This is a genomic window from Pinibacter aurantiacus, from assembly GCF_019130065.1.
GTDB lineage: Bacteria > Bacteroidota > Bacteroidia > Chitinophagales > Chitinophagaceae > Pinibacter > Pinibacter aurantiacus.
The window spans coordinates 206255-231851 of sequence record NZ_JAHSPG010000016.1; the positions used below are offsets into that span (position 1 = coordinate 206255).

Annotated in this window: 20 protein-coding genes; 17 read left to right on the top strand and 3 right to left on the bottom strand. The window is 41.2% G+C overall.

All coding sequences use genetic code 11. From position 1 onward, the window contains the following. Positions 1 to 76: 76 nt before the first annotated feature. The 3 genes from KTO63_RS22045 (at position 77) to KTO63_RS22055 (ending at position 2865) form a co-directional block, all read left to right on the top strand. On the top strand, positions 77 to 1465 hold the full coding sequence (locus tag KTO63_RS22045) for an NADH-quinone oxidoreductase subunit N (RefSeq protein ID WP_217794125.1): 1389 nt from the start codon (positions 77 to 79) through the stop codon (positions 1463 to 1465). 85 nt (positions 1466 to 1550) lie between these two features. Next, a complete protein-coding gene (locus tag KTO63_RS22050) occupies positions 1551 to 2345 on the top strand; it encodes a GDSL-type esterase/lipase family protein (RefSeq protein WP_217794126.1) in 795 nt (264 codons plus the stop codon). 91 nt (positions 2346 to 2436) lie between these two features. Then, complete coding sequence (locus KTO63_RS22055; protein WP_232373288.1) at positions 2437 to 2865, top strand: hypothetical protein; 429 nt, start codon at positions 2437 to 2439, stop codon at positions 2863 to 2865. 377 nt (positions 2866 to 3242) lie between these two features. Here KTO63_RS22055 and KTO63_RS22060 read toward each other — a convergent pair whose 3' ends face one another. Then, entirely contained in the window at positions 3243 to 4478 is a 1236-nt protein-coding gene (locus KTO63_RS22060) for a T9SS type A sorting domain-containing protein (RefSeq protein WP_217794127.1), read from the bottom strand. A gap of 384 nt (positions 4479 to 4862) precedes the next feature. On the opposite strand from KTO63_RS22060, the gene KTO63_RS22065 reads away from it, so the two are divergent. Continuing rightward, positions 4863 to 6137, top strand: coding sequence for an ABC transporter permease (locus tag KTO63_RS22065; RefSeq protein WP_217794128.1), 1275 nt, complete (start codon positions 4863 to 4865; stop codon positions 6135 to 6137). A gap of 117 nt (positions 6138 to 6254) precedes the next feature. Further along, positions 6255 to 7580, top strand: a complete 1326-nt coding sequence (locus tag KTO63_RS22070) for an NCS2 family permease (RefSeq protein WP_217794129.1) — start codon at positions 6255 to 6257, stop codon at positions 7578 to 7580. 130 nt (positions 7581 to 7710) lie between these two features. On the opposite strand, the gene KTO63_RS22075 is transcribed toward KTO63_RS22070, so the two are convergent. After that, a complete protein-coding gene (locus KTO63_RS22075) occupies positions 7711 to 8262 on the bottom strand; it encodes a YqgE/AlgH family protein (RefSeq protein ID WP_217794130.1) in 552 nt (183 codons plus the stop codon). 294 nt (positions 8263 to 8556) lie between these two features. Here KTO63_RS22075 and KTO63_RS22080 point away from each other — a divergent pair, with 294 nt between their 5' ends. Beyond that, positions 8557 to 9921: a sensor histidine kinase gene (locus KTO63_RS22080; RefSeq protein ID WP_217794131.1), complete on the top strand. Its 1365-nt coding sequence runs from the start codon at positions 8557 to 8559 to the stop codon at positions 9919 to 9921. Positions 9922 to 10225: 304 nt separating this feature from the next. Here KTO63_RS22080 and KTO63_RS22085 read toward each other — a convergent pair whose 3' ends face one another. Then, a complete protein-coding gene (locus KTO63_RS22085) occupies positions 10226 to 11482 on the bottom strand; it encodes an S-adenosylmethionine:tRNA ribosyltransferase-isomerase (RefSeq protein ID WP_217794132.1) in 1257 nt (418 codons plus the stop codon). A gap of 427 nt (positions 11483 to 11909) precedes the next feature. Here KTO63_RS22085 and mraZ point away from each other — a divergent pair, with 427 nt between their 5' ends. From mraZ to KTO63_RS22140, 11 genes are all read left to right on the top strand, one after another. After that, positions 11910 to 12374: a division/cell wall cluster transcriptional repressor MraZ gene (mraZ, locus tag KTO63_RS22090; RefSeq protein ID WP_217794133.1), complete on the top strand. Its 465-nt coding sequence runs from the start codon at positions 11910 to 11912 to the stop codon at positions 12372 to 12374. Between the two features lie 26 nt (positions 12375 to 12400). After that, the gene (gene rsmH / locus KTO63_RS22095; protein ID WP_217794134.1) at positions 12401 to 13354 is read left to right on the top strand and encodes a 16S rRNA (cytosine(1402)-N(4))-methyltransferase RsmH; all 954 of its coding nucleotides are present in this window, start codon (positions 12401 to 12403) and stop codon (positions 13352 to 13354) included. 91 nt (positions 13355 to 13445) lie between these two features. Beyond that, complete coding sequence (locus KTO63_RS22100) at positions 13446 to 13799, top strand: FtsL-like putative cell division protein (RefSeq protein WP_217794135.1); 354 nt, start codon at positions 13446 to 13448, stop codon at positions 13797 to 13799. Positions 13800 to 13804: 5 nt separating this feature from the next. Further along, on the top strand, positions 13805 to 15913 hold the full coding sequence (locus tag KTO63_RS22105) for a penicillin-binding protein (RefSeq protein ID WP_217794136.1): 2109 nt from the start codon (positions 13805 to 13807) through the stop codon (positions 15911 to 15913). After that, positions 15913 to 17379, top strand: a complete 1467-nt coding sequence (locus tag KTO63_RS22110; RefSeq protein WP_217794137.1) for a UDP-N-acetylmuramoyl-L-alanyl-D-glutamate--2,6-diaminopimelate ligase — start codon at positions 15913 to 15915, stop codon at positions 17377 to 17379. Before KTO63_RS22105 ends, KTO63_RS22110 begins: the two co-directional genes overlap by 1 nt. Before the next feature lie 90 nt (positions 17380 to 17469). Continuing rightward, complete coding sequence (gene mraY, locus KTO63_RS22115) at positions 17470 to 18744, top strand: phospho-N-acetylmuramoyl-pentapeptide-transferase (protein ID WP_217794138.1); 1275 nt, start codon at positions 17470 to 17472, stop codon at positions 18742 to 18744. A gap of 143 nt (positions 18745 to 18887) precedes the next feature. Then, positions 18888 to 20228, top strand: a complete 1341-nt coding sequence (gene murD, locus KTO63_RS22120; protein WP_217794139.1) for a UDP-N-acetylmuramoyl-L-alanine--D-glutamate ligase — start codon at positions 18888 to 18890, stop codon at positions 20226 to 20228. An 85-nt stretch (positions 20229 to 20313) separates the two neighbouring features. Next, positions 20314 to 21564, top strand: coding sequence for an FtsW/RodA/SpoVE family cell cycle protein (locus KTO63_RS22125; protein ID WP_217794140.1), 1251 nt, complete (start codon positions 20314 to 20316; stop codon positions 21562 to 21564). 118 nt (positions 21565 to 21682) lie between these two features. Continuing rightward, positions 21683 to 22777, top strand: a complete 1095-nt coding sequence (gene murG / locus KTO63_RS22130) for an undecaprenyldiphospho-muramoylpentapeptide beta-N-acetylglucosaminyltransferase (RefSeq protein ID WP_232373289.1) — start codon at positions 21683 to 21685, stop codon at positions 22775 to 22777. A 40-nt stretch (positions 22778 to 22817) separates the two neighbouring features. Further along, the gene (murC, locus tag KTO63_RS22135; protein WP_232373290.1) at positions 22818 to 24245 is read left to right on the top strand and encodes a UDP-N-acetylmuramate--L-alanine ligase; all 1428 of its coding nucleotides are present in this window, start codon (positions 22818 to 22820) and stop codon (positions 24243 to 24245) included. Between the two features lie 305 nt (positions 24246 to 24550). Continuing rightward, the gene (locus tag KTO63_RS22140) at positions 24551 to 25594 is read left to right on the top strand and encodes a cell division protein FtsQ/DivIB (protein ID WP_217794141.1); all 1044 of its coding nucleotides are present in this window, start codon (positions 24551 to 24553) and stop codon (positions 25592 to 25594) included. The last annotated feature ends 3 nt before the right edge of the window (positions 25595 to 25597 follow it).

Genomic DNA, 25597 nt, shown 5'->3' on the forward strand with positions numbered 1-25597 from the left:
ATTCTATCAAGGCATCATGCAGGTTTCTGAATTTTGACTTTTGAATTTTGGCTTTTGACTTCAAGTTATCAATATTATGAACGCGATTATTATTTCTGCTATCCTGGGAGTTGTTATGATGTACAGCGGAGTATTGACTAAGAATACTTCTGCTATACGCAATGTTGCAATTGTTGGGCTTATTGTTTTGCTTGGACTGAACATGGCCGAGGGTTGTGGCTACCAGCTATTTCATATCAACACAAAGGGAATGATGAGCTTTGAAAAATATGGCTTGTTGTTCAACAGCATCGCATTTGCATCCACTTTGATTTACTTTTTACTGTCTGGCCGTGACGTTGAGAAAGTGGGCGTGTATGTGGCAGAATATTTCGCTCTTATATTTTTCATTTTGTGCGGTGTTGCAATCGTAACATCATTCAATAGTTTATTGTTGTTGTTCATCGGTATTGAAATCATTTCTATTCCGCTGTACATTTTAACCGGTGCAGACAAACGCAACCTGAAAAGCAATGAGGCATCTTTGAAATACTTCCTGATGGGTTCTTTCTCCACAGGTATCATGCTGATGGGTATCACGCTGATCTTCGGGGCAACCGGAAGCTTCATGCTGAAAGGCATTGCTCCACTTGTTACCGGCGCCGCTGATGCACCATTGAACGTTTGGTTGGTTTCCGGTTTGCTGTTGTTGTTCATCTCAATGGCATTTAAAGTATCTGCAGCTCCTTTCCATTTCTGGACACCAGACGTTTATGATGGCGCACCTTCTGTCTTCACTTCATTCATGGCAACCATTGTAAAAGCTGCTATTTTCGTAGCATTCCTTCGCTTGTTTGATGGTGCTTATGGCGAAATGAAAGGGGCATGGCAATCAATCATTTCCATTACTATTTTATTGACATTATTTATAGGAAACATTACGGCAGTATTCCAGCAAAGCGTAAAACGCATGCTCGCTTATTCTTCAATAGCTCAAGCAGGCTTCATGTTGTTTGCCTTGTTTGGTTTCAACGAGTTTGCAAAAGAAGGTATCATTCTTTACGCCGCAGCATATAGCCTTGCGACGATAGGCATCTTTGCCATTTTGATTAAAATGAAAGATTATACTTTCGAAGGTTACAATGGTTTGGGAAAATCGCAACCGGTACTTGCTGCAACCAATACAATTTTCTTGTTGTCATTGGCTGGAATTCCGTTAACAGCGGGCTTCTTCGCTAAATACTACATGTTGGCTGCTGCGATCAAAAATGGCACCCAGTTCTGGTTGGTGATCTTTGCGGTGTTGTGTGCTGCGGTGAGCGTATACTATTATTTCCGTGTGATACAATCTATGTATTTCAAAACAGGAAATGCAGAAACTACAACCATTACTCCGGCATTTAAATATGTGTTGATCGTGTTGGCAGGTATTGTGATCTTGCTGGGTGTGTTCCCGCAGTTGTTGCTGAGTCAACTGTATTTCTAGAACTAATAAACCCCGGCTGGTTAACTCCCTTTTATAACTGTCGACTAAATGCCATAGCATTCTGTAAAAATATAAATCTATAGATATGTCGGGTTCATCTGAACACCTGCCAGATAAAGCAGGAACTGGAGAATTTTTGGGAAAGACGCAAGAAAGTGCAAGAGCGATTTCTGCTGGAACATCCAGTTTAAGGTCAAATTGGCGGACAAATCATAAACTATTGTTTCGGCTCCTTTTTGTATCTATAGTCTTAAATGTGCTTTCCGGATTTGTTTTCATCGGCAAGCGTTATTATTATTCGCACCCTAACCTGGCGAAAATTTTTAGATCTTCAAAAGTTAACATAGTTGTAATTGGTGACTCAAGAGTAAGCGATGGAGATTGGGGCAAAATTTTAGAAAGAGACGATGTTAAAAATTGTGGTTTTTGGGGGATTTCCACGAGCGGCCTTCTAAAAAAGTTGGATACCGTTTATCATTACAGCCCTGGCACCTGTATGATTCAAGTTGGAATAAATGATATTCGCTACGACGCTCCGATCGATACCATATTTACCAACTATAAGCTTATTGTTGATAGCCTTTTGACACATAACATTACTCCTATTGTAACTAGTATAATTCCTTTAAGAAAAGATTATTGGTCTGATTTGCTAGACGAAACAGTTGTAAACAGGAGAGTTGATAGTCTTAATAACCAGATTAAGCAATTGTGTAAAGCCAACGGCGTGTCTTATGTTGACATAAACAACGACATCACAGATAATAATAGGTTGAAAAGGGAGTGTACTTATGATGGCATACATCTCAACAAAGAAGGCTATGGGTCAGTCGGAAAGGTTCTCTCTAAATATTTGAAACAAAATGTACGTCTAAAATAAATCTGACATTACAATAGAAATAGAGCCGGCTAACAAGAAAGTTAGCCGGCTTTATTTTTGGGCAACCAAAGCTTGGTACATTTGCTTTATAATGATAAGAAAACCTGAAATAGACATAGTAAACGAAGTGTTGGAGGAATGCATTGTTGCCTATCCGGTTTCTTCATTTGTGATCAGCTTATATCAGCAGTACATCAAGCGAGGTAGTTTGAGTAAAAAACAATTGGAGGGGTTACATAGCAAAGCTTCCAAAATACAAGATATATCACCCGCCAAACTCGCTACACTGGAGGCTTTAATTAAAAAAATGCCTACACGCTTCAAATCTGAAGCACCTGCGCCAACGCCTCTTTATGAGAAAAAAGACGAAACTCACGGACAAATGATCGAAGCCATTCTGGCAAAATATCCGCAACACAAAAGAGTGCTTTTTTTTAAGGCAAAATATGATAACAATGAGACGCTGTCACCGCAGGATGTTGCTGAACTCAAAAAGTTTGAACAGTTGTTGAAACGATAGAAAATTCTTTTAGATTGTAATTAGCGTCTCCGTTATCGACGTCTAAAGATTTTCGTTTCACCAACTTTAACATGTCACCCTTACGGGGCTGATTATAAATTTTCGAAATCCTTTCTTTTCTGCTGACGTTTCGCGCCGATGGGGCTCGAAAATCAAAGGAACGCAACGTAGCCCCATCGGGGCAAAACGTTAGTAGCCCGAATAAAATTATTGAGAACGAAATGTCAGCTCCGTAGGGGCGACATGTTAAACATCGCGAAGTGATGGCTTCCGCAGTTTTTAAATAGACGACTATAGCGAAAGAACGTGCTAAACAAAACGGCAGAAAGTTGATTCTTTCTGCCGCTTGCATTAGCGATTTGCACTAAAAAGACGATTTATTGCACTAAAATTTTTGTAACGGTTACATTTTTATTTCCCTGGATTGGCACAACCTTCATCACATATTCACCTCTCGAAAGCCGTGAACCTGTTGCAATTGATTCTACCTGTCCGGCAATTTTTACATCTACTATTTTTTGAGACAACAACTTGCCAGATTGATCAAGCAGTTGAATCGAATATTTTCCGGTGGGGAGACTGTTGAAGTTTGTATAAACAAGGCCGTTTACGACTGGATTTGGATACACTGATAATTTACTGTTATCAACTTTTTTCAGGTTCTTATTCTCACCCAAAAAATTTCCATTTGCAAGATCTGAACCTACATAACTGGAATCGCATGACCCATACCTCTTGCAAGTGAGCGATGGAATATCTACTACATAGTATCCTGCAGTAGAGCTTGCGCTGCTTACCACAAGATTACCTTCATCATCCACGGCTGCACCATTGCTGGAAAAGTTTTGAGGGAACCCGGATATTGTTCCCAGGTATATTGCCACTTGGGTTTGGATATTTATCCTAAACAAAGCCTGGTGCGCGGTTATAAGGTACAGGTTGCCTACTCTGTCAGCCACCATATCACCTCCCCAGCTTGTTTGTTGGCTGTGAATGGAAATATCTTTATTTGCCGCAGCGTCTGAAACAGCTCCCAGATCGGTAATCACGGGATTTTTATCTGTTGTAAAACTGATGAAGTGATTACCGTCGTTTGAAAGTGCATAGCCAATACCGTTAGGATCAAAGGTCATTCTTGTGATGTGATTTGCCAGATCGTTCAGGTCTTTTGCCACACCAAATGTTTCATTATTGAAATAGTAGATCTTGCCTGTATTGGGTTCTATATAACGAAGCTGGTTAATACCCATCGGCGTGTAATAAAGCCTTTGATGTTTCGCGTCATAGGCTGCTGCTGCACTGTAGGTATCAAACGGCTCACGAATCAACGGCGTTGCAGCGGAAGGGGCAGTTTGATTTAATACAGTTGCTTTGTTGGATTCTTTTAGTAATTTTTTTGAGCGGGCATCAAAAAGTGAATAACTCATATTGCTCTCAAATACATTTTGCACCAATTGCCCGGTAGTAAGATCAATCATTTTAACTTCTGTCCAGCCAATTGTTTTATTGTTGCCCGGAGAAGTGATCACAAAAGCGTAGTTGCTCTTTTGTTGTGAAAATGAAAGAAAGGAAGCTGCGAGTGAGATGGTGGTGAGTAAAGTTTTATACCTCATGATAATAAGGTTTTATGGGTGGTTCAATACTATAAAATTACATTTTTTGGTACGCTTTATCAATGGGTGCGGAAGCTCATTCAACTGGCGCGGGAGAGGCGTTCAACGTGTCTCTACTAATTGATTTTGTTGCATTGTTTTATATAGGGCGAAGAACTTATCAAGTGTTTTTAACACACAAGCAATTTCATCTGATAACAACTTTTGCAGGCTAATTGTTGACAGGGTCGCACTAAAAATCTTTGCTGTTATAACCGCATTACAAAGTTCGGGTTAACAGGAAAAAACTGTGAAAATCTGCCAAATCAGTGTCATCTGTGTGCTCACTTCCGAATTTTCATCTCACAATTCTTTGATCTATAAATCATTTCTTATTTTAGACCTATGAAGTTGACTGATACCATTTCGTTGTCGTTCCGCACAATTAGAAGCAATTTCCTTCGTACCGCAATTACGGTTGCCATAATTGCCTTGGGGATCGCTGCGTTAATTGGTATCAACACTGCCATTCAGGCCATTGCGCAGAAATTCCAGGAAAGCTTTTCCTCCATGGGCGCCAACGGATTTACCATCCGCTACAGGCAGGTGAATGTGCAGTTTGGGAGACCCAGCGTAAAAATGCAAAGCAAGAAAAACAGGAGACTCAAAACTTCCAACGCCAATAAAACCATCAACATCCAGGAAGCTGAAGCATTTAAAGAGATTTATAAATATCCTTCCGAAGTGAGCATTTCAATTGGCGGCGGCGGAAACAATATTGTGAACTATGGTAGCCAGAAAACGAACCCTACCGTGCGGATAAATGGTGGCGATGAAAACTATGTGGATATGAATGGCTATGACCTTGCCGCCGGTCGCAACATTAATACGCTCGATGTTACATCTGCAAGAAATGTGTGCATCATCGGAAAAGATATTGTAGACAAACTATTCAAAGGAAATGATGATCTCGCGGTTGATAAAGTAATTAGCATAAATGGTATTTCATATCGCGTAATCGGAACCCTGCAATCAAAAGGGTCGACGTTTGGGATGAGTCTCGACAACCTCATCATCACTTCTTACAAAAATGTGCGCCGCTTTTTCAATACAGGGACTAATGCTTCTTTTTCGATAGGAGTGAAAGTGCATGACGTGAGCAACATGGATGTTGCCATTGGTGAGGCTGAAGGTGCATTCAGAGCAATTAGAAAAGTGAGCGTTCAGGATGATGATAATTTTCTGATCGACAAAAGTGACAGCTTCGTTGAAATGTTGATGAAACAAATGGGCCGGCTTACGGGTGCAGCAGTAGTAATCGGCTTTATAACACTGGTAGGAGCTGCGATCGGTTTAATGAACATTATGCTTGTAGCAGTAACCGAACGCACAAAAGAAGTAGGTTTGATCAAAGCCATAGGCGGCAAGCAACGCAACGTAAGAATGCAGTTTCTTTTTGAATCGATTATTATCAGTTTGCTCGGGGCATTCTTTGGAATTATCATCGGGGTACTACTTGGAAACATTGTGAGTGTGCTAATGGGTACCGGCTTTGTTGTTCCCTGGATATGGGTTGCATTGGGTGTGCTGATCTGCAGCGTAGTGGGGTTATTGGCTGGTTTATATCCGGCATTCAAAGCTTCAAGACTAAACCCGATCGAAGCCCTCAGATATGAATAAGAGCTGACAATTTACCGACCATTAATGCTAATGGTTCTTGAGCCCGCAAAGCAACCAATGACGAATGCCGCACCTGTCAATTTTCAAATTTTCAAATTTTCAAATTTCCAAATTGAAATGCTGGCATCCTTTTTCCATTTAAAAGAAAACAATACTACTGTAAAAAAAGAGGTTCTTGCGGGACTTACAACATTTTCAACCATGGCTTACATATTGGTTGTTAATCCTGTAATTCTTTCAAAAGCAGGAATGCCGTTCGAGGCACAAATTGTATCAACAGCGTTGGCCGCAATAGTCGGAACATTGGTAATGGCTTTGTATGCAAAGCTTCCTATAGCACTGGCACCGGGCATGGGCTTAAATGCATTTTTCGCCTACACCATCGTATTGGGAATGGGCTATACTTGGCAATTTGCGCTCACCGCCGTTTTCCTCGAAGGCGTTTTATTTATTCTTCTTTCGCTCTTCAAAGTGCGGGAAGCGATCATCAACAGTATTCCCATCAATTTGAAGCATGCAATATCAGTAGGCATTGGATTGTTCATCGCGTTGATAGGAATGGTAAATGCCGGCATTGTAGAAACTGGCATGCAGCACATCGGTCATAATAATTTAGATGGTGTTATTGTAAAACTGGGAGATGTAAAGTCTGCCGGGCCCATTATTGCTGTGATTGGTTTGCTGGTAAGCGCAGTGTTGATGGCTAAAAATGTAAATGCCGCGCTTTTAATCGGAATCATTGCCGCAGCAATTATTGGCATTCCACTGGGCATCACCAAGCTGCCTGCAAATGGCCATTTCATAAGTTTACCTCCTTCCATATCCGCCACGTTTTTTAAATTGGAGTTCAATAAGATCTTCACAGTTGATATGTTGGTGATTTTATTTACGCTGCTGATGGTAAATCTTTTCGATACAGTAGGCACATTGATCGGATTGTGCAGCAAAGCAGGTCTGCTTGACAAAGACGGAAAAATTCCTGTCGCCAAAAAGGCTTTGCTGGCTGATGCTATTGGAACCACATCGGGCGCATTGCTGGGAACCAGTGTGGTGGCGGCTTATGTGGAAAGTGCAAGTGGCATAGCATCTGGAGGCAAAACCGGTTTAACGGCATTTACAGTTGCCTGTATGTTTTTTCTCTCCTTATTTTTTGCTCCGTTATTTATGGCAATTCCTGCCGCCGCTACGGCTCCGGCTTTAATTATAGTGGGAATGTTAATGATGAGTGCAGTAAAAGAAATTGATTTTTCCGACATCACGGAAGCAGTGCCGGCATTCCTCGCCATCGTTATGATGCCTTATACTTACAGCATTGCAGAAGGCATTGTATTCGGCATGCTTTCCTATGTTTTCCTGAAAATACTAAGTGGACGTTACCGCCAGATATCGCCTGTGATGTATGTGTTGACGGCGTTGTTTTTGATCAGTCTGTTCTTGAGATAATTGAAAATTGAAAGTTGAAAGTTGAAAATGCTTTCTGTGTTGCAGCGTCCAAATCGCACAGGCAGCACGCGTGTGAAACAAGAGCGAATTTTCACATAGAACGTCATTTTCAATTTTCAACTTTCAATTTTCAATTCAACTGCGGGTCTATTGGAAAGTTGATCATTATCTCATACTTGCCGCCCATATGTCGCAGAGAATCTTTCCAGATTTCGTTTGTATCGTTGTGGAACACAATATTACGGGTCGCTTCAACCGTGAGCCATGATTTCTCTTTAATCTCACCATCCAGCTGGCCCTCTCCCCAGCCTGAGTAGCCAACGAAAAATCTGATCTTGTTCGGGCTGATCTCACCATTGCGCAGTAGTTCCAGTACGCTGGCAAAATCGCCGCCCCAGTAAATACCTTCGCTTACCATCATGCTGCCTTCGATCTGTTGGGGATATTGATGGAGAAAATGGATGGTATCCATTTGTACCGGGCCGCCATAATACACGGGTATTTCAAGGCCGTCGGCATTATTGATCAATTCGTTGAGCTTATATTCGTAAAAACGGTTAATAACAAAACCAAAACTACCTTCATCACGGTGCTCGCATAACAGCACCACTGTTCGCATGAAGTTAGGATCCTTTAAAAATGGATCGGCTATTAGTAATATGCCTGGTGCGGGTTCAATCATACTATCAAATTAAGCTAATAATTTAAGAATCGGAAATTCAAAATTTGAAAATTTGAGGATTTGAAAATTTGAAAATGGAAATGTGCGCTTTACATCATTCCCTAAAAACAACTGAATATTCTGAAAGCAATTAATAATATAGCTAGTCGACAGTTATCTAATTTTCAAATTTTCAAATCCTCAAATTTTCAAATTTTGGTCCGTTTTGGCTAAAACAATGCAAAACCTTCGTTAAAACACTCCGCAATTTGCTATATTGTCGCTCCAAAACTTATTTGCTAAATAATTTTGTAGATGAAGAAAATTTTCCCCGTCATAATTTTACTGATCACGCTTTCTCTTGCAGGCATCATTATTATCCAGGTGTCCTGGTTCAGATCAATGATGGAGAACAAAGAAGAGGAGCTTGACCGTAAAGTAATTGATGCGATCGCCCAGGTAGCATCAGATCTTACGGAGCAAAAGGGAACACTGCCTTCATTGCGCAATTCAAGATTGCGTCCTTCATTTTCTTTTCCTTCGGATCAGGTGATGAAAGAGTTGATGAAACCTCCCACCATTGCAGAAAAATTTACTGAGTTTGAGGTCAATGAAAAAATTGCCAAGACTTTTAAAAAAATCGGTTTAACATCGACAAGGTATGAGTTTGCAATTATTTCTACAGCGGGCTTATACAATTTGGAGTTAAAGTCGAAAAGGTTTTCTAACGTGATGAATGACACCGTGCATAACAAGCAGTTCATTTACCCGTTCCTTCAAAATTCGGATAATATAAATTTTCAACAATCCGTTTCAAACGAGCTTCTGGTTGTGATTATTCCAGACATCAAAAACCAAGCCTGGCGGGAACTGCGATGGATATTACCTGCATCAATTTTATTCACATTAATTCTCGTGAGTACTTTCTATATAACGGTCCGGACGATGCTGCGGCAGAAAAATCTGGGCGAGATCAAGAACGATTTTATCAACAACATGACGCACGAGTTTAAAACGCCACTCGCAACGATCTCGCTCGCCGTCGATGCGTTGAAGAATGAAAAGGTAATGCAGAGCCGCGAGAAGATGCAATACTTCAGCGACATCATCAAAGAAGAGAACCGCCGCATGAACAAACAGGTGGAAACCATACTACAAGCGGCTTTGATGGACAGGCAAGAAATAAAGCTCAACAGAAAATCAATCCATGTTCACGATGTGATAGGTCATGTGATTGATAATTTTAACCTGCAATTACAGGATAAGAGCGGAAAGGCATTTATGAATTTGAATGCTACGAACGATCTTATTTATGGTGATGAAGTACATGTAACCAACCTGATCTCCAATCTTATTGACAACGCTGTAAAATATTCAAACGATAATCTTGTTCTTCGTGTAAGTACAGCCAACGTGAACGATTCATTGCAAATCAAAATCGAAGATAATGGGATTGGTATGAGCAAAGATTCGTTGAAAAAGATCTTCGAAAAATTCTATCGTGCACACACCGGCAACGTGCATAATGTAAAGGGCTTTGGGCTTGGTCTTAGCTACGTTAAAACAATCATTGATGCTCATAATGGAAAAATTAAGGTAGATAGTGTGCTTGGTAAAGGCACTGTGTTTACAATTGAGTTGCCATTGCAGACAAAGGAAGAAGTGGTGGAGGAAGTGTAATTAAAAATTAAAAATTAATAGGGCGCCATTCATTGCTGAGTGGCGCCCATTTTATTTTCTAAATATTTTGATTGTAACTTCTAATGTTCTTAAGTCACACCGTCATTGCGAGCCCTGCAGAGAAAGAAGATTCAAAACACAAAAATCAAGATGAGCAAACAACAAGCGGGGCGAAACAATCTCAAATGGTGCGCTGGAGATTGCTTCGCCCCGCTTGTTGATATTCGAAGGTTGTTAATTAAAGAGGTCATTCATTCTCTGCAGGGCTCACAATGACGTGCTGGGTTGTTTATCGGACCTGATTTTACAACTGAGAATTCAAAAGCAAACTCCCATCTCCATAACTCAAAAATCTGAAATCGTTCTTCAATGCGTAGTCATAAACTTGCCTCCAATCCTTACCAATCAACGCAGCAACCAATAACAATAAAGTTGATTGTGGTTGGTGAAAATTAGTTACCAGGCCTTTTATCACTTTAAAAGTGTAACCAGGCGCAATGAGGATTTGCGTTTTACATAGGATCTTTTCGAGATTATTTTTTTGCATCCATTGCAGCAGCGCATTCATCGAATCGATAAGTGTCACGTTCATTTGTTGCAATGCTTCACCATACACATCCCATTGATGAATTTCAAGTTCATGCATATTGGCAGAAGGATGCATCAATGCTTTAACGCCCATCCAGTAAAGACTTTCGAGTGTTCGCAATGAAGTGGTGCCAACAGCAAAAATGCCCGGAGCAAAATCTATTATTTTTTGAATCGTAGCTTTATCAACATCAATAAACTCTGCATGCATCTCGTGATCCTGCATTAGCTCTGCCTTTACGGGCTTGAATGTTCCTGCGCCCACGTGCAGTGTAACAAATGTATGCTCGATACTTTTTTGTTTCAATGCATCAAAGATGGCAGGTGTAAAATGCAGACCTGCTGTAGGTGCAGCGACTGAACCATCATGTTCTGCATAAATCGTTTGATAAGTGCTGCTATCCTCAGTTGTGGTTTCTCTTTTTAAGTAAGGAGGAATAGGAATGATGCCAAATGTGTGCAGCACTTCCGCAAAGCTTAATGATGCCGGTTCCCATGAAAGTTCCAGCATAAAGCAATCAGGCAAGCGATCGATCATTCTTGCGTATAGACAAGGCATTGCCTTGTCTCCATTATTTGCGGGAATCTGCGGAAGCGTTTTTTCCAAAATCTGCCCATGCTTCCATTTACTCGCGCCACCAATCAGGCATTTCCATTGCACTTTATTTTTCTGCAACATGGCGGTTGTAAGGTCAGGGTAAATATCAGAAGGTTCCAGGCAAAAGATTTCAATTACACCACCAGTAGGTTTTTGAAAAAGTATGCGGGCTTCCACCACTTTGGTGTTATTGAAAACGAGCAAACTGTTTTCAGGAACAAATGATGAAATGTTACTATAGGTTGATTGTTCGATTTTCCCACTTTTATACACCAAAAGCTTGGAAGCGTCTCTTTCCTGCAATGGAAACCTCGCAATTCGTTCTTCGGGAAGCGTATATGTATAATCGTTGATAGATAATTTTTCAGGATTCATGCGATCAATTTGTGGTTATTAGCACACGGATGACACGGATTAGACTGATTTACACGGATAATTGTTTTAATCTGCAGTTCAGCCGACCGAATGCGCGAAGTTAAAATTGTTTCAAACATGAATACGCAACGATAATAGGACGAAGCTTTAATTGAGAGATCAGTGAAAATCTGTCGAATCTGTGTCATCCGTGTGCCTTCTTTCAATGTTATTCACAAAACGCGCCCGGTAATCCACCAGATATGCACACGTAATTCACATTTTGACGTTTTTAATGTCATTTTTCGCCCTCCAATCACTTATCTGCATTGCATTTGAGCCCATTTTGGGTATGTGGAAAAAATTAAGAAATCAAAATTTGTCTTAAAAGTGGGAAAAAGTGTTATTTTGTGGTAATAAATGTTTGAATAGTGTCAAATTCCTGTAAATGAACGGATTTCTAGGTGAATATGAGGCCACTTTGGACGCAAAAGGTCGCTTTCTCCTTCCGGCTGGCTTTAAAAAGCAACTGCCAGAAGAAGATGATGGCCGTTTTGTGATAAACAGGGGATTTGAAAAATGTTTGACATTATACCCGATGAAGAGTTGGGAACCAGTATTTGACGAGTTACGCAAGCTGAATGATTTTGATCCGAAGGTACGTGAATTCCGCAGGTATTTTTTAAACGGAGCCACGACTTTGGAACTGGATAGTGCAGGAAGATTATTGTTGCCGCCAAACCTCAAGGCACATGCGGAATTGGAAAAAGACATTGTGTTGGTGGCGGCCTTTGATAAAATTGAGATCTGGGACAAAAACAAATATCAGCAGTTCTTTGACACCGTTTCGCCTGATGCATTCAGTAGCCTGGCGCAACAAGTAATGGCACCGCCACCTCCGGCAAAAAGCTAATTCTTTAAGCATTTAAAAAAGTAGTGATGAAGAAAGATAAAAAAGAAACAGCCGGAGATGATGCGCAACACGCTGGCAGCGATTATCACATACCCGTACTATACAACGAGGTGCTTGATAATCTTGCAATAAAAGCGGATGGCGTATATGTGGATTGCACTTTTGGGGGCGGGGGCCACTCAAGAGGCATTTTGACAAAGCTTGGTCCTGAAGGAAAGCTGATTGCTTTCGATCAGGATGCGGACGCGAAAAAGAATTTGCCGGACGATGAACGTGTGATTTTCGTACCACACAATTTTCGTCACATACAGCGCTTTCTTCGTTTGCATAAAATAACACAGGTTGATGGAGTGCTGGCAGATCTTGGCGTGAGCAGCCATCAGTTTGATGAAGCAGAAAGAGGGTTCTCCATTCGCTACGATGCAGATCTTGATATGAGAATGGATCAGCGACAAACGACAACGGCTTTCGATATTGTAAATACTTACAGCGAATCGCAATTGCACAAGCTGTTTGAACAATACGGTGAAGTAACCAATTCCAAAACGCTGGCGAAAAAAATTGTAGAGATCAGAAAAGCAGTTTCGCTTAAAACGATCCACAATTTTAAAAACGCTTTGCAAGGAGTGGTGAAAGGAAATCCAAACAAGTATTTCGCACAGGTTTTCCAGGCATTGCGAATAGAAGTGAACGATGAGTTTGGTGCGCTGAAGGAAATGCTGGAGCAACTGCCAACAGTCTTGAAGCCAGGCGGACGGGCGGCGATCATAACGTTTCACTCTTTGGAAGACAGGATTGTAAAAAGCTTTTTTAAGAAAGGCACATTTGAGGAAGAAGAAGATCATCCTTTTGAAAGTAAGAAGATAGAAACGCTGATGAAGCCAACCACCAAAAAGCCGATCCTTCCTACAGATGAAGAGATGAAGAGGAATTCGAGATCACGAAGTGCAAAATTGAGGGTGGCAGAAAGGATTGGGTAGAGACAAGGCATTGCCTTGTCTGCACAATCAGAATGATAAATCAAAAAAGACAAGGCAGTGTCTTGTCTGTACCGAAAACATCAATAGTTAAATGGACGAGGTTGTAGAAAATAAGGAACCGGAAGTTAAACAAAAGAAAGCCTCCTGGCGCAGATGGTTTAAGTATGCGTGGGTGGTGAAGAACATTCCTTTTTTTCTTTTTCTTAGTGTGCTGGCAATCATTTATATATACAACGGACACTATTCAGATAAAACGATCAAGGAAATAAACAAAACGAACAAGGATCTAAAAGAGCTGCAATTTGAATACAAAACGCTGAAAAGCGAAGTGATGTTTCGCAGCAAGCAAAGTGAATTGTCAAAAGCGGTTGAGCCATTGGGTTTAAAAGAATTGTCAACCCCGCCGGTAATACTAGCAGATAGTTCTACACACAACGACGATTGATTTTTATGGAGGTAAAACGCGACATACTATGGCGGGTGTATTTAAGTTTCCTGGGAGTTTTGTTCCTGGGAATAGCTGTAATTGGCCGCGCTTTTTACATTCAAAATGTGGAAGGGCATTATTGGAGAAGCAAGAGCGATAGTTTACATACAAAAATTGTAAACCTTGATGCAGAAAGAGGAACGATCTATAGTGAAGATGGCAGTATGTTGAGTACCTCGATTCCTTACTTCAATATTTATATAGACTTTGGCGCAGAAGGATTGCGTGACAAAGGTGGTAAGAGGTTCAATGAAAATCTGGATTCATTGAGTATGTCTTTAGCAGGTCTTTTTAAAGATGCTTCCACGGAAGATTATAAAAAGATGTTGCAAAAAGGATACAGAGACAAGAACAGGTTTTTTTTATTAAAGAAGAATATTTCGTTTGAAGAATATAAACAACTGCGTGATTTTCCGCTCGTGAAACTCGGACGCAACAAGAGTGGATTCATCGCAGATGTACAATCTAAAAGATTAAACCCTTTTGGATTGCTGGCAAACAGAACGATTGGCCTGGCTCGTGAGAACGCACAGAACGTGGGATTGGAAAGAACTTACGACAGTTTGCTAAAAGGTGAAAGTGGAAAGAAGCTCGTAAGATTCATCGCAGGTGGTGTAGCCGTACCCGTTGAAGGCTATGAAGTAGACGCAGAGAATGGAAAAGATGTAACAACGACCATTGATGTAAACATACAGGACATTGCGGAAAACGCTTTGCTGAAGATGATGATCGAGAATGAATGTGAGCACGGAACCTGTATGGTGATGGAAGTCGCGACGGGAAAAATTAAAGCAATCGCCAATCTTGGAAGAACGCCGGAAGGCAATTACTGGGAAGATCTGAACTACGGACTTCGTGCAACAGAACCCGGTTCTACTTTCAAGCTGGCAACAATGCTTTCTGTACTGGAAGATAAATATGCGACACTTAACACACATGTGAACCTGGAAGGCGGCAAATGGCAATACGGACGCAGAACGGTCTTTGACAGTGAAAAACACGGGAAATATGATGTAACCATCAAGGAGGCATTTGAAGAAAGTTCAAATGTGGGAATGGCTAAGCTGGCAACAACTTACTATACCAAAAATCCTGAACAGTTCATCAATCATTTAAAAAGATTAAGGCTTAACCAATTAACAGGAGTTGATCTCATAGGAGAAACAAGTCCTGTGATCAAAACGCCAAAATCAAGAACATGGAGCGCTACATCGCTGCCGTGGATGGCTTTTGGATATGAAGTATTGGTGAGTCCGCTGCAAACATTGATGTTGTATAACGCAGTGGCGAACAACGGAAAAATGATGAAGCCTTATCTCGTTAATTCCTTCCAGAAAGATGGAATTACGGTAAAGGAAAATCAACCAGTGGTGCTGGAAGAAAAGATTTGCAGTGAACAAACATTAAAACAACTGAAGTCTTGCCTTGAAGGAGTAATGCTGGAGGGAACAGGTAAAGGCTTACAGTCGCCATATTACAGAACAGCGGGAAAAACAGGAACGGCGCTCGTTGCAAACGGTAGTCGTGGTTACGCAGACAGAATTTATCAATCATCGTTCGCAGGATATTTTCCGGCAAACAACCCGAAATACACTTGCATAGTGGTGATAAAAAATAAACCGTTTGCTAAAAAGTTTTACGGCGCATCAGTAGCAGGGCCCGTGTTTAAAGAAGTTGCCGACAAGTTGTACGCGATGAACGTAGATAAAAGTTCTTTCAATATCACAATGAGCGCTATCAGAAAAGACAGTTCTGCTTTTAGTGGAGCTGGCAATACTGATGAAGTGAAATGTGTAATGCGAACACTGAAACTGCCTTATGTGGACTCAGTGAAAAGAATTGACTACACATCGGTTGCAACAAACGACAACCGCTCTGTACTAACAGCAAGATCTGTGCAGAAAAATATAATGCCGAATGTAAGAGGAATGGGTTTGAAGGATGCGTTGTATTTGCTGGAGAATATGAAGATAAAAGTAATTACAAAAGGTAGAGGAAAAGTAACGGCACAATCGCAGGAAGCCGGAACACCCATTACCAAAGGATCAACAGTAATAATAGAATTGAGTTAATGGCATTATTGCAGGATATATTATACAAGGTTAGCCTTCGCTCCGTGCAGGGAAATATGCAGGTAAATGTAAACGACCTGCAGATCGATTCGCGTAAGATAAGCGAAGGTTCGGCATTCATAGCGATCAAGGGTGTTCATGTAGATGGACATCAATATATAGAAACAGCAATTGAAAAAGGCGCGACTGCCATTATTTGTGAGCAGTTTCCGCTGAACTTAAAAGAAGGTATTACGTATGTGCAGGTAGAAAACAGTGGTGTTGCCGCAGGTAATATGTCTCATAACTTTTATGGACAGCCATCTGAAAAGTTAGTACTGGTAGGGGTTACGGGCACAAACGGAAAAACTACCATCGCTACATTGTTGTACAAGCTCTTTACAGCATTGGGATACAAAACAGGTTTGCTGAGCACTGTTCAAAATCAAATAGGTGGTGAAGTGTTGCCATCAACACATACCACACCGGACGCGATCAGTGTAAATGCATTGCTGAAAAGAATGGTAGATGCGGGTTGTACACATGCATTCATGGAAGTGAGTTCGCATGCGATAGACCAGCACAGGATCAGCGGGCTGGAATTTGCCGGAGGCATTTTCAGCAACATCACGCATGATCACCTGGACTATCACAAAACATTTGCAGAATATCTGCGCGTAAAGAAATCGTTCTTTGACGGATTGCCAACAAATGCGTTCGCTGTTTCAAATCAGGATGATAAAAATGGTGCTGTGATGTTGCAAAACACCAACGCACAGAAGTATTTCTACAGCCTGCGTACGCTGGCAGATTTCAAAGGAAAGATCCTTGAAAATGGTTTGCTGGGTTTGGTGATGATCATTGATGAACAGGAAGTGCATTTCAGATTGATCGGCGAATTCAATGCTTACAATTTGCTCGCTGTATATGGCGCCGCGATTTGTTTGCACGAAGACAAACACGAAGTGCTGAGATGTTTGAGCGTATTGACCGGTGCAGAAGGAAGGTTTGATTACATCGTATCGCCAAAAGAAAGGATCATCGGAATTGTTGACTATGCACACACGCCGGATGCTTTGGTGAACGTGTTGACAACCATTCAAAAATTGAGAAAAGGTCACGAGCAAATTATAACAGTTGTAGGATGTGGCGGAGACAGGGATACGGCGAAACGTCCGGTGATGGGGCAGGAAGCCTGCGACTACAGCGACAAAGTGATCTTTACTTCGGACAATCCGAGAAGCGAAGATCCAAACGAGATCATCAAACAAATGGAAGCAGGATTAAACACTGCAGCAAAAAGAAAATTTATTTCAATAGTAGATAGAAAGGAAGCGATCAAAACAGCATTGAGTTTGGCGAAGCCGGAAGATATCATTCTCATAGCAGGAAAGGGCCATGAGAAGTACCAGGAAATAAATGGTGTCAAACATCATTTTGATGACAAGGAAGTGTTGCAGGAAATGTTCGAGTTATTTGGAAAATAAAAAGTAAAAAGGCAAAAGTCAAAAACGGAGAGTCCTGGTATTCGGCGACAAACTCAGTTATTCAGTTATTCAATTATTCAGTTACTATAAATGCTCTATCAATTATTTGAATGGTTTAAATCTGAAGGGTGGAAATTTCCCGGAGGACAATTGTTCCAGTTTATCACATTTCGTGTTTTGCTGGCCATCATCTTGTCCCTGGTAATTACGACGGTGTTTGGAAAATCGCTCATCAACTATTTGCGTCGCAAACAAGTTGGTGAAACAGTTCGCGACCTCGGTCTTGCAGGCGAACAACAAAAGAAAGGAACGCCAACGATGGGCGGTATCATCATCATTCTTGCCATTTTAATTCCAACATTATTATTGGCGGACCTACACAAAGCCTATATAAGGTTGATGATCCTCAGTACCATTTGGTTGGGAATAATTGGTTTCATAGATGACTATTTAAAACTAAGAGCAAAACGCATTGCACAACAACAAGGCGTTGCATATAAAAAAGGCGATAAAGATGGTTTGGCAGGATGGTTCAAAATATTTGGACAAGTAGGTCTGAGTATCATCATCGCGAGCACACTATTGTTTAATGAGAATGTAAAAGTGTGGCGCGAATATACCGGCGACGTGACAGGTGTTAAAGACGTGAAAACGGTGAAGTTTGATAATGTGGAAAGACATTTTGTAGAAGCGAAAGATCCTGTTACGACCATTCCATTTGTAAAGAGCCATGAATTCAACTACGCGAAATTATTACCGCCGGCTTTAAGAAGTTTTACATGGGTTTTATATATAGCACTTGTAATCTTTATTGTTGTTGCGGTTTCTAACGGAGCCAACTTAACAGATGGAATTGATGGATTGGCAACCGGCGTCTCGGCGATCATTGGTGTGTGTTTGGGTGTATTTGCATATGCAAGTGGTAACCTTCGGTTGGCCGATTACCTGAACATCATGTACATTCCTAACCTTGGTGAGTTGTCCATTTTCATCGGAGCGTTGGTAGGAGCATGTATCGGATTCCTTTGGTACAATGCATTTCCGGCACAAGTGTTCATGGGCGATACGGGAAGTTTAACATTGGGAGGTATCATCGCAGCATTGGCGATCATCGTGCGCAAAGAATTGTTGATTCCTATTTTTTGTGGAGTGTTCTTAGTAGAAAATATCAGTGTAGTAATACAGGTTTCCTATTTCAAATATACCAAGAAGAAGTATGGCGAGGGCAAAAGAATCTTTTTAATGAGTCCATTGCATCACCACTATCAAAAGCTCGGTTATCACGAAAGTAAAATCGTAACACGCTTCTGGATAGTAACCATATTATGCGTTGTGTTTTCAATTGTAACATTGAAGATCCGCTAAAAGTAATATTGAAAAACCGGATCAATAGCTTTAAAATCCTATTCTTGAATGACCACCCTAAGGCGATCAAAAGACATTGAGGTGCAGTTACTAACAAATCCATTCTTTTGAAGAACCCCAAAATCCGATTGGGAAAGTAAATTATGAGCAAACGTATTGTAATTCTCGGGGCAGGTGAAAGCGGGATTGGCGCAGCCATCCTTGCTAAGCAGAAAGGGTATGGTGTATTCGTATCTGATGGTGGCAGTATTAAAGACATTTACAAAAAAGAACTGGAACAACACCAGATAGAATTCGAAGAAGGAAAACATTCAGAAGAAAAAATTCTGAATGCAGACGAGGTGATGAAGAGCCCCGGCATTCCCGAAAAAAACGAAATGGTGAAGAAGATAAGAGCGAAAGGAATACAGGTGATAAGTGAAATAGAACTGGCATACAGATATAAAGGAAACAGCAAGATCATTGGCATAACAGGTAGTAATGGTAAAACAACCACCACATCGCTGATCTACCACATTTGTAAAACAGCTGGAGTGGATTGTGCGTTGGTGGGCAATATTGGTTACTCATTTGCAAAACAGGTGGCAGAAGATCCAAAGCCGTGGTACATAGCAGAGATAAGCAGCTTTCAACTGGATGATATCATAACATTCAGGCCAGATGTAGCAGTGCTGACGAACATCACGGAGGATCATTTAGATAGATACGACTATAAGTTTCAGAACTATATAGACAGCAAGTTCAGAATAATAATGAATCAACAGCAGGGCGATACATTTATCTATTGTGCGGATGATGAAGTAACCATGCAGAACATAAACAACTTTTCAATTAAATCTAACTTATTACCATTCACTATGAGAAATGAACTGAAAAAAGGCGCTTACATTAAGGATGGAGAAGTCGTAATAGCCACGGAAGAAGAAAAAATGCAGATGAGTGTATATGATTTTGCATTGAAAGGTAAACACAATCAATACAACACTATGGCAGCAGGACTGGCCGGTTCATCCATTGGCCTGAGAAAAGAAAAGATACGTGACGCCATTCAGTCATTCGAAGCACTTGAGCACAGAATGGAGTTTGTTGCAACTGTGCGTGGAGTAGATTTTATCAACGACAGCAAAGCAACCAATATCAACAGCACCTGGTATGCTTTGGAAAGTATGGAAAAACCAACCATCCTCATCTTAGGAGGGGTAGATAAAGGAAATGATTATGATTCCATTCGTGAACTGGTAAAAGAAAAAGTGAAAGCGATCGTGTGCATGGGGTTGGATAATTTGAAAATTCAGAATGCTTTTAAAAATGATGTTGCAGTAATTGCAAGTACATCAAGCGCTGAAGAAGCTGTACATACAGCATTTCATTTGGCAAACAAGGGAGATGTGGTTTTACTGAGCCCGGCTTGTGCAAGTTTCGACTTGTTCAAAAATTACGAAGACAGAGGAAAACAATTCAAAGACGCGGTGAAGAATTTGTAGAGTTGCAGAGAAAGCTCTAACAACTAACAACGATCAACTAATAACTTATAGCGAAAACAAAGCAACACCGTAGGAACAAAAAAGAATGAACAACATTGCTGACATAGAACAAAATGCTTTCAGGGGATTAAGCAGCAGAACCAAAGGGGACAAAGTGATTTGGTCCATTGTGATACTGCTTGCCCTGGTGTCGCTGCTGGTAGTGTACAGCTCTACGGGTTCGCTTGCATACAAAATGTACAAAGGCAACACGGAGGTGTACCTGTTCAAGCAGATCGTTTTTATTTCAATAGGTATCGGCATCATATATTTCGCCCACATGGTAAATTATAACGTTTACTCGAAAGTGGCGCGGATATTGTTTCTTGTTGCCATACCATTACTCGTATATACATTGTTCTTTGGTGTGAAGCTGAACGAAGGTAGCCGCTGGATACGACTGCCCATCATCAATCTTACTTTCCAAACATCTGACTTGGCAAAGCTTGCACTCATCATGTACATGAGCCGATTGCTGAGTAAAAAGCAGGATGTGATCAAAGATTTTAAAACAGGCTTTTTGCCAATCGCAATACCGGTTGGCATTGTGTGTATACTGATTGCACCGGCAAACCTTTCAACGGCTTTGCTCATTGGTGCAACAAGCATGTTGTTGATGTTCATTGGACGTGTGAGTATGAAACATCTTTTGCTGATCATTGGCATTGCAATGATACCGGTGATGATGTTGATAATGGCTGCCGTTTTTCAACACAGCAACAACGGTGGTGTTTCCACATCCACTCCAACAGCAAAAGTAGAAGGTAAGTCAAGATTGTTTGTGCGCGTGGGTACATGGATAAGTCGTGTAGAACACTTCATGTACGGAGGGAAAGATATTGATGACGATGACAACTACCAGATCAACCAGGCAAAAATTGCCATCGCAAAAGGTGGGGTGATGGGCCTTGGCCCTGGAAACAGTGAGCAGCGAAATTTTTTGCCGCACCCTTATTCGGATTTCATTTACGCGATCATCATAGAAGAGTACGGTTTGGTGGGAGGAGCTCTCATCTTATTTGTGTATTTGGTTTTCCTGTTTAGAAGCATACAGATTTTCCGTAAATGCCCTTATGCCTTTGGGGCCTTTTTGTCGTTAGGGCTGAGCTTCACTTTGGTGATTCAGGCGCTGGCAAACATGGCTGTGAATGTGAACTTGTTTCCGGTAACAGGGGTAACGCTTCCTTTGGTGAGTATGGGTGGTAGTTCATTTTTGTTCACTTGTTTGGCAATAGGAATTATACTGAGTGTGGCGAGGAATGTAGAGAAAGCGGAACAAGCGGGAATTAATAATTAAGAATTAATAATTAAGAATTAATAGTGTGACTTGCCGATAAAAAGGATGGTACGCCGTAGGGAATTTCGTACACCGTACATCGGACTTCGTACACTGTTTTAACTTTTGACTTTTGAATTTGAAAAAAATAATCATAGCGGGCGGCGGCACAGGCGGGCATATTTTTCCCGCAATAGCCATTGCCAATGCATTGAAGAAAATAGATTCATCCATTGAGATATTGTTTGTAGGAGCCAAAGGGAAAATGGAAATGGAAAAAGTGCCGGAGGCAGGTTATAAAATAGAAGGGCTGGACATTGCGGGTTTCAACAGAAGTTCTTTGATAAAAAATATCGGACTGCCGATAAAGCTGATCAAAAGTTTTTTCCAGGTTAGAAAGATCATTAACTCGTTTCAACCGGCCGCTGTAATTGGCGTTGGTGGTTACTCGAGTTTTCCGGTGTTGAAATATGCACAGCAAAAAAATATTCCAACATTCATTCACGAGTCAAATTCATTTGCAGGAAGGTCAAACATAATGCTCGGCAAAAACGCAACAAAAGTTTTTGTGGCAAGTGATGGAATGGAGAAATTTTTTCCTGCTGCTAAGATTATGATCACCGGAAATCCTGTTCGTGCGACAATTGCGAATTCCACGGTAACACGTGAAGAAGGCGTTCAGTTTTTCGGATTAGATCCTGCGAAAACTACAGTGCTGTCAATTGGTGGAAGCCTTGGCGCACAAAGCATTAATACAGCAATTGATAGTGGCATTGCGGCATTTGCGAAAAATGGTCTGCAGTTGATCTGGCAAACCGGAAAGCCTTATGCAGCAAGAGGTGCAGAAGTGGCTGTCGACAATAAAAATGTTTGGTCCAACACCTTTATAAACAAAATGGAATATGCATTTGCTGCGGCAGATGTGGTGATCTCAAGAGCCGGTGCCATGGCGATCGCTGAATTGTGTGTAGTGAAAAAACCGGTTGTATTCGTACCCTATCCCTTTGCAGCCGAAGATCACCAAACAGTAAATGCACAAAACCTTGTTGCAAAACACGCCGGCATAATGATCAAAGACAGCGAGGCGAAAGACAAGCTGGTAAATGAAATAGTAGGCCTGGCAAAGGATGCACAATTGCAAAATGAATTGAAAATAAATATTGGCAAACTGGGAGTGAAGAATGCAGATGAGGTGATAGCCAGAACAATAATTGAATTATTGAATAAAAAATAACTGAATAACCGAATAACTGAATAACTGAAACGAATGCGGAATGCTAAAAAATTGGACATCAGTTATTCAGTTAATCAGTTACTCAGTGGCAAATAAAATGATCGCACTTAAAGACATAAAGAAAATTTACTTCATCGGCATCGGCGGCATCGGTATGAGTGCACTGGCGAGATATTTTCATTCTCAGCAGATTGAAGTAAGCGGATATGATAAAACGACAACACCATTAACGAAGGCATTGGAAGAAAGCGGCATGGCGGTTCACTATACGGAAGACTTGAACGCCATTCCAAAAGATGTACAATTGGTGGTGTACACACCAGCCATTCCAAAGGAACATGCAGAATTGGTGTACTATCAGCAACAAGGTTACGAAGTGCGAAAACGAAGCGAAGTGTTGCAGATCATCAGTGAGGGCTCTTTTAATATTTGTATAGCAGGAACGCACGGCAAAACCACCACTACCACAATGGTTGCGCATTTGTTACGCGACAGCGGTTATGGTTGCAATGCATTTCTCGGTGGTATTTCTGTAAACTACAACACCAATTTCTGGAGCAATCAAAGAAATGTGTGTGTAATAGAAGCAGATGAATATGACAGAAGCTTTTTAAGATTGAGTCCTGATGTGGCCATCATCACATCAATGGATGCAGATCATTTGGATATTTACGGAACGGAAGAAGCATTGCAGGACACGTTCGTTCAGTTCAGTGAAAAGATTAAGCCCGGCGGTTTGCTCATAAGCAAATACGGATTGGCGAGAGAAAAAGATTTTAAAACGGACAAGCAACTGCGCTACAGCGTAAGCGACAACAAAGCAGATGTATATCCGGAAAATATCCAGATGCATAACGGCAGTTATTCATTTGACGTAGTGATAGACGGTGATAGAATTGAAGGGCTGACATTGCACATGGGCGGCCAACATAACGTGGAGAATTCAATTGCTGCAATAACTGTAGCGTACGAACTGGGAATAGAGAAAGAAAAAATTAAAGCAGCAATCGCGTCTTTCAAGGGAGTGAAGAGGAGATTCGAGTATATCAGAAAAGATAGCGACACAATTTTGATTGATGATTATGCGCATCACCCGGAAGAGTTAAGAGCATTGCTCACGGGCGCGAAAAGTTTGTTTCCTGATAAAAAATGTGTAGTTGTTTTTCAACCGCATTTATATAGCAGAACAAACGACTTGCAGGACGCATTTGGCGAAAGCCTTGATATAGCTGATGAAGTGATACTGCTTCCGATTTATCCGGCAAGGGAACTTCCAATACCGGGTGTAAGCAGCGAAATGCTTCTGGACAAAATGAAAAACCAGCACAAGCAAGTGCTAAGCAAAGAAGATCTTTTAAAATGGGCATCAAGTGTCGATCCTCGCGGTAAGGTAATAATTACTGCAGGTGCAGGAGACATTGATGCGCTGGTAGAACCGATAGGCGAGAAATTAGGAATTAGAAATTAGGAATTAGAAGGAAGGGCAACATTCATCTAATTCCTAACTCCTAACTCCTAACTCCTAATTTCTAGCTCCTGAAAATTATTCTGCACAGTAGGCTGCTGTGCAACAGGTACCCGTCCAACAATCGCTGAAATTAAAGTGTGACTGTTGGGCGGGACACCAAAGTAGAGACAAGGCATTGCCTTGTCTGTGTTAAAAGGATTAGGAAATAATATTTAGAACTAAATAAAGTCTTTTACACCCTTAGAAACTGGTCGGGGGTGAGGTTTATGGAGAAGAAAAAAAATATCAAACGCGTTTTAACTGCCATGCTTTGGATAGCAATGGCAAGCGGCGTTGTGGTATTGTTGGTGGCGGCAATTGGTAAAAAAAACAATGAACAATGCAAGGGCATTGAAATTGATATAAGAGGAGTTGGTGAATATTATTTTGTGGACAAGACAGATGTGATGAATGTTGTTTCCCCAAACAAAAGCGTAAAAGGTAGAGCCATCACGGGTTTTGATTTGAGAAAATTAGAAGAGACGCTGGAAAAAAATCTGTGGGTGAAGGATGCCGAACTGTTCTTTGATAACAAAGCGATACTGCACGTAAAAGTAGAAGAACGTGAACCAATAGCAAGAATTTTTGCGGTGAATGGGAATTCATATTACATCGACAGCGCTTTTGCAAAATTGCCGTTGAGCCCTAAAATGAGTGTGAAGTTACCTGTGTTTACAGGTTTTCCGACTGATGCGGTGAAACTGAGTAAGGCAGACAGTACGCTGATGCAATACATAAAACAAGTGAGTTTGTTTATTGCGAAAGACACTTTCTGGACAGCGCAGATTGCACAAGTGGACATTACACCATTGAGAACATTCGAAATGGTGCCGACAGTTGGTAACCACATCATCATATTTGGCAATGGTGAAAATGTAGAAGCAAAGTTTGACAGGTTGATGATTTTCTACAAAAACATTTTGCCAAAAGTGGGGCTGAACAAATATGAATCGGTGAACGTGCAGTACGAAAAACAAGTGATAGGAATGAGGCGTGGCGCGGACAACAGGATTGACTCGCTGCAGGCATTGAGAAACATTCAGCAAATGTTGCTGGCTGCAAGGCAGATGAGAAGCGACAGCAGTTCAACAACGCAAATGCCGGTGAAGCAAATGCAGCCTGAAACACTGAGCGACTCAACACTGTCACTGATTGATGCAGATAGCAATGCAGGAGCTGCAGCAGGACAGGCGATCAACGCGATTGCGCCACCGGCAAGCAATGTGAGAAGCAATGCTGCAAAACCTGCGACAAGAGCAACGGCAACACCAAAACCTGGTGCTGCAAGAAACAACAGACAACGACGATAGCAA